The sequence below is a fragment of the Salinivibrio sp. PR919 genome (genome assembly GCF_001995355.1).
Classification (GTDB): Bacteria; Pseudomonadota; Gammaproteobacteria; order Enterobacterales; family Vibrionaceae; genus Salinivibrio; species Salinivibrio proteolyticus.
The window spans coordinates 1-5,664 of sequence record NZ_MUFL01000129.1 but is presented as its reverse complement, the minus strand read 5'-3'; the positions used below and the strand labels follow the sequence as shown (position 1 = coordinate 5,664).

General features: G+C 51.9%; 3 protein-coding genes and 1 pseudogene. All 4 read left to right on the top strand.

Annotated elements, in window-relative coordinates; all coding sequences use genetic code 11:
- On the top strand, positions 1-640 hold a 640-nt coding region (locus tag BZG83_RS16830), incomplete at its 5' end, for a DHH family phosphoesterase (protein ID WP_077481958.1).
- A 262-nt stretch (positions 641-902) separates the two neighbouring features.
- Positions 903-1,763, top strand: a complete 861-nt coding sequence (galU, locus tag BZG83_RS15730) for a UTP--glucose-1-phosphate uridylyltransferase GalU (protein ID WP_069588192.1) — start codon at positions 903-905, stop codon at positions 1,761-1,763.
- A 151-nt stretch (positions 1,764-1,914) separates the two neighbouring features.
- The gene (gene uvrA / locus BZG83_RS15725; RefSeq protein WP_077481956.1) at positions 1,915-4,740 is read left to right on the top strand and encodes an excinuclease ABC subunit UvrA; all 2,826 of its coding nucleotides are present in this window, start codon (positions 1,915-1,917) and stop codon (positions 4,738-4,740) included.
- Positions 4,740-5,664: pseudogene (locus tag BZG83_RS15720) on the top strand (hypothetical protein); the annotation flags it as partial. The gene uvrA and the pseudogene BZG83_RS15720, both read left to right, overlap by 1 nt.

Below are 5,664 nucleotides of genomic sequence, written 5' to 3'. Positions count from 1 at the left end.
GATTATTGACGCCCTCCTGGGTGGCCAATATCGTCATTGGGCGCTCGTGGGCGCTTATGGTGACAACCTGAACCGCAGTGCTGACGCCCTAGTGAAGCAAAGCGAGATCGATGCCGCCACGCGCGACCGCCTACAGCGCTTAGGGGTGTATCTAAACTACAACAGTTATGGTGCCAGTTTGGATGATCTACTTATGCCGCCTGCAGTGCTTTATCGCCACATTGCCGGATTTGAAACGCCTGACGACTTTATGCAAGCCTATCCAGATATCGTGATGGCGCTAGCAGAGGGATACCAAACCGATCGTGCTCATGCAGAACAACTTACTGCCGAGTATGACTATGCCGGTGGTGCCGTCTATCTACTACCCAATGCGCCTTGGGCGCGGCGTATCAGCGGCATGTTCGGCAATCAGCTTGCCAACCAATCGCCCGATAAAGCTCATGCGGTATTAACGCCAACACCGGATGGAGACTGGATGGTTAGCATTCGCGCCCCCTTAAACCGTCCCCTAGGCGCAGTGGCTCTCGCACAACAATTTGCCACAGGCGGAGGGCGAGAAGGCGCGGCTGGAATCAATGCCTTGCCACAAACAAAGCTATCCGACTTTGTATCGGCTTTCAGTCGCCACTACCCATAAGTTTGCTCAGCCTCTTAACTCTGTCTCGCGTGAGCATGGGTAAAGAGTGTGAACTAACGCATATTCATGTCGTCAGAGTCTGGGTGAGCGATGAGTGAGGCCGTGCGTTTCGCTATACTGGAGCGATCGCGGCTTGCTTCCCTGCGCGTCGCCCAGCAAAATAATGCCCAACCTATTGCTGTGAGTGGCGTATTTGGTTGCCATTCACGTAAATCACGCTGCGGCCTGTATGGCCACATCAGTGACGAAAAAAGGATCCAAGATGATTAACAAATGTCTGTTCCCCGCCGCCGGTTATGGTACGCGCTTTCTACCCGCGACCAAGTCCATGCCCAAAGAGATGATGCCTGTCGTCAATAAACCATTGATTGAGTACGGTGTTGATGAAGCACTTGAAGCGGACATCCACGGCATGTGTATTGTAACGGGTCGCGGTAAGCATGCGATCATGGATCATTTCGATAAGAACTATGAACTGGAGCATCAGATCAGCGGCACCAATAAAGAAGTGCTGTTGGATGATATCCGTAACACCATCGAAAAAGCCTCGTTTACCTATATTCGCCAACATGAAATGCGTGGCTTAGGACACGCCATTTTAACCGGTCGTGAACTGGTGGGTGATGAAGCATTTGCGGTCGTGCTGGCGGATGACCTGTGTATCAACCCGGGGCATGGGGTGCTTAAACAAATGGTGGCGCTATACAAACAATTTCGCTGTTCTATCGTCGCGGTGGAAGAAGTGCCAGAAGATGAGACCCATAAATACGGGGTTATTTCCGGGCAAGAGATCAAAGACGACCTTTTCCGCGTAGACAACATGGTGGAAAAACCTGACCCGGGTACAGCGCCGAGTAATTTAGCCATTATCGGCCGTTATATTTTAACCCCTGATATTTTTGAACTGCTCGAAAACACACCACCGGGCAAAAACGGTGAAGTGCAAATCACTGACGCCTTGCTCAAGCAAGCGCAAGCCGGATGTGTGTTGGCCTATAAATTTAAAGGGGAGCGCTTTGACTGTGGCAGCGTGGAAGGCTTTATCGAAGCCACGAATCATTGCTATCAAAACCTCTACTTAGGTGGCAAAAACAAAGACGAAGCCACGGTTAAAAACCCGTAACCCCCGCTCTGCGTTGCGTCTCGACGTAAGGCTTTCCACCTTGACAAAAGGCTGTGTAAATATACAGCCTTTTTTGTTTGGTCACAGCGCCGTCTATGCGATACTGAACACCGGTGACCAATAAGTGAGCTGACTGAGAAGTAGGATAACAATGGATAATATCGACGTCAGAGGCGCGCGTACGCACAACCTCAAAAACATCAACCTAACCATTCCCCGCGATAAGTTGATTGTCATCACCGGGCTCTCTGGATCCGGAAAATCATCTTTAGCCTTTGACACCTTATATGCAGAAGGACAACGTCGCTATGTTGAGTCTTTGTCGGCTTATGCGCGCCAGTTTCTCTCTTTGATGGAAAAGCCCGACGTTGATCATATTGAAGGCTTGTCCCCCGCTATCTCCATTGAGCAAAAATCAACCTCGCATAACCCACGCTCAACTGTGGGTACCATCACCGAAGTTTACGATTACTTGCGCTTGCTGTATGCGCGGGTCGGTGAGCCTCGCTGTCCAACCCATGATGTGACCTTGGCCGCTCAGACGATTAGCCAAATGGTCGATAAAGTGCTTGCCCTACCAGAGGGCAGCAAATTGATGTTGCTCGCCCCGATTATCAAAAACCGCAAAGGCGAGCACGTTAAAAMCCTCGAAAACCTTGCCGCGCAGGGCTTTATTCGCGCACGTATTAATGGCGAAGTCTGTGATCTGTCCGATCCACCAACTTTGGAGCTTCATAAAAAACACACCATTGAAGTGGTGGTGGATCGCTTTAAAGTCCGTGACGATCAACAACAACGCTTAGCGGAGTCGTTTGAAACCGCCCTCGAGCTCACCGGCGGCAGCGCGGTGATCAGCTGGATGGATGGCGACGGCGAAGAGCTGATCTTCTCTGCCAATTTTGCCTGCCCGCACTGCGGTTACAGCATGCAAGAGTTAGAGCCTCGTCTGTTTTCCTTTAATAATCCGGCTGGTGCATGCGGCACCTGTGATGGCTTAGGCGTACAACAGTACTTCGATCCTAAACGGATTATTCAAAACCCTGCGGTCAGCCTCGCCGGTGGGGCTATTCGAGGCTGGGATCGACGCAATTTCTACTACTTTCAGATGCTGCGCTCACTCGCCGATCACTACGACTTTGATCTCGAGCTGCCGTGGCAAGATCTGTCTGGCACCATTCAAGACATTCTGCTTTACGGTTCAGGCCCGAAAGAGATCGAGTTTAAATACGTCAACGATCGGGGCGATATTCGTGTGCGCAAACATCCGTTTGAGGGGATCCTCAACAATATGGAGCGTCGCTACCGTGATACCGAATCTAATGCGGTACGTGACGAGCTAGCTAAGTACATTGCGACTAAGCCGTGTGCAAGCTGTGGCGGATCACGATTGCGTCAAGAAGCACGCCATGTCTTTATTGATGGCCGCAACTTACCTGAAATTTGCGAGCTGAGCATTCAACAAGCCCTCGACTTTTTTGAACAGCTGACCTTATCAGGTCAACGTGCCAAAATTGCCGAAAAAGTTATGAAAGAGATCCATGACAGATTGCGCTTTTTGGTCAATGTCGGGCTTAATTATCTTAACTTGTCACGAAGCGCCGATACGCTTTCTGGCGGGGAAGCACAGCGTATCCGCTTGGCCAGTCAAATCGGGGCTGGCTTGGTCGGGGTAATGTACGTGCTTGATGAACCATCGATTGGTTTGCATCAACGAGATAACGCACGTTTGCTCGATACACTGGAGCATTTACGCGACCTCGGTAACACCGTTCTGGTGGTCGAGCATGATGAAGACGCCATTCGCGCCGCCGACTACGTGATTGATATTGGTCCAGGCGCTGGTGCTCACGGCGGACAAATCGTGGCTGAGGGCAGTCTCGACGATATTCTCAACAATGACAACTCGCTAACCGGACAGTACCTCAGCGGCAAGCAGGCGATTGCCGTTCCAGAGACCCGTCGCCCTCGAGATCCTGAAAAAATGCTGGTGCTTAAAGGCGCAACGGGGAACAACTTAAAACATGTCGATTTACACTTGCCCGTGGGCTTATTCACTTGTGTCACCGGTGTATCTGGGTCAGGAAAGTCGACCTTAATTAACGATACCTTCTTTAAAGTGGCCCACCAGCAACTCAATGGTGCCACCACCGCCGAGCCCGCGCCTTACGAGTCTATTGACGGGTTAGGACATTTCGACAAAGTGATCGATATTGATCAAAGCCCCATTGGGCGTACTCCACGTTCAAACCCAGCCACCTATACGGGGATCTTTACGCCGATACGTGAGCTCTTCGCCGGCACGCAAGAGGCTCGGGCACGCGGGTATAAAGTAGGTCGCTTTAGCTTTAACGTACGCGGCGGTCGCTGCGAAGCCTGCCAAGGCGATGGGGTGATCAAAGTAGAAATGCACTTCTTACCCGATGTGTATGTGCCTTGCGATGTATGTAAAGGGAAACGCTATAACCGCGAAACACTCGAAGTGCGCTATAAAGGTAAAACGATCGATGAAGTTTTGGAAATGACCGTCGAAGACGCACGTGAATTTTTCGACGCCGTCCCCGCTATCAAGCGTAAACTACAGACGTTGATGGATGTGGGTCTGAGTTATATTCGTCTTGGCCAAGCCGCCACCACCTTATCGGGCGGCGAAGCACAGCGGGTAAAACTGGCCCGTGAGCTATCTAAGCGCGATACCGGTAAAACGCTTTATATCCTTGATGAACCGACAACCGGCTTGCACTTCCATGATATTCAGCAGTTGCTAAATGTGTTGCATCGCTTACGCGAACAAGGCAACACCATTGTGGTGATCGAGCATAACCTAGATGTGATTAAAACCGCAGATTGGATCATCGATTTAGGGCCTGAAGGCGGTAACGGCGGCGGTGAAATCATTGCTCAAGGCACGCCAGAAGAGATCGTCAATGTGGTTGGTAGCCACACAGCACACTTCTTGAAGCCCATGTTGGAGCGATAATGACACAGGCGTTACCCACCCACCGAGTGAAACGAAAACCGCTTACGGTGCCCTTTTTAGGGGCACTGGCGGCGTTATGGCTGATCTGTTTGCCATTGTATTCGGTCGACTTGCCGTTGGTGGGTATTCGCCATCCTGCTGCCGCTCTGTCGTTACTCACGCTTAGTTTGGTGTTGGGGTTCGCCGGACTGGAAGTGTGGCGACAGCACACATGGCGCGTCACTCACTTAACCTGGGCGTTAGTGGCCGCCACGCTCTGTGCCAGTGTGCCATATCTTTATCCGCAAGCGGCAACGCTAAACAGTGGCTATGCCATCGCCGCATTGGTCCTCAGCCTCGGTTTTTTCTCCAGCTTACAGCAGTTTATTTTTAATCATGCCCAGCGACAAAAGCTACTGGCCGTCTTGATGCTTGCCTCTTGGTTGGCCATCCTTTCCGTCTTAGGCAACCAATCGCCTCCGGGCATGGCGCCTTTTAAGTTTGAGCATTGGGTGCCGCATTTACCCGCTGCCGTGACCCATGCGTTGTTACTCACCGGCCTAAGTTTGGCGGCTTATCTGCTCGCCCGAGAGCCAAGTAACCGCTACCGCCATCCCATAACGCAAAGCGTGTTGGTGTTCACGCCAGTGGTTATCCTGCCCGTGCTTGCCATGCAAGGACGACCGCTACTGCTCCTGTTTGCCCTTTGCGCCATTGCCTTGCAACAAGTTTATCTCAGTCGCTTTGCGACGCGGCGCCAGCACCTTGCGTGGCTGGCCGCCATGTCTGCCGGGGCGTTACTCGCGGTGTTCGGGCTGACCGGTCAAGAAAGCTGGCAATGGCTCACGCCTCAAGACAAACGCGCACTGTGGCTTGCCTGGCAGCAATTTCAACAAACGCCTTTTTTTGGCGTTGGCATGGGTCATGGACAAACGACTCTACTAC

What these genes read in the sequence shown, in the direction of transcription:
- galU (WP_069588192.1), top strand. Translation starts at nt 903, where the DNA reads ATGATTAACAAATGTCTGTTCCCCGCCGCCGGTTATGGTACGCGCTTT.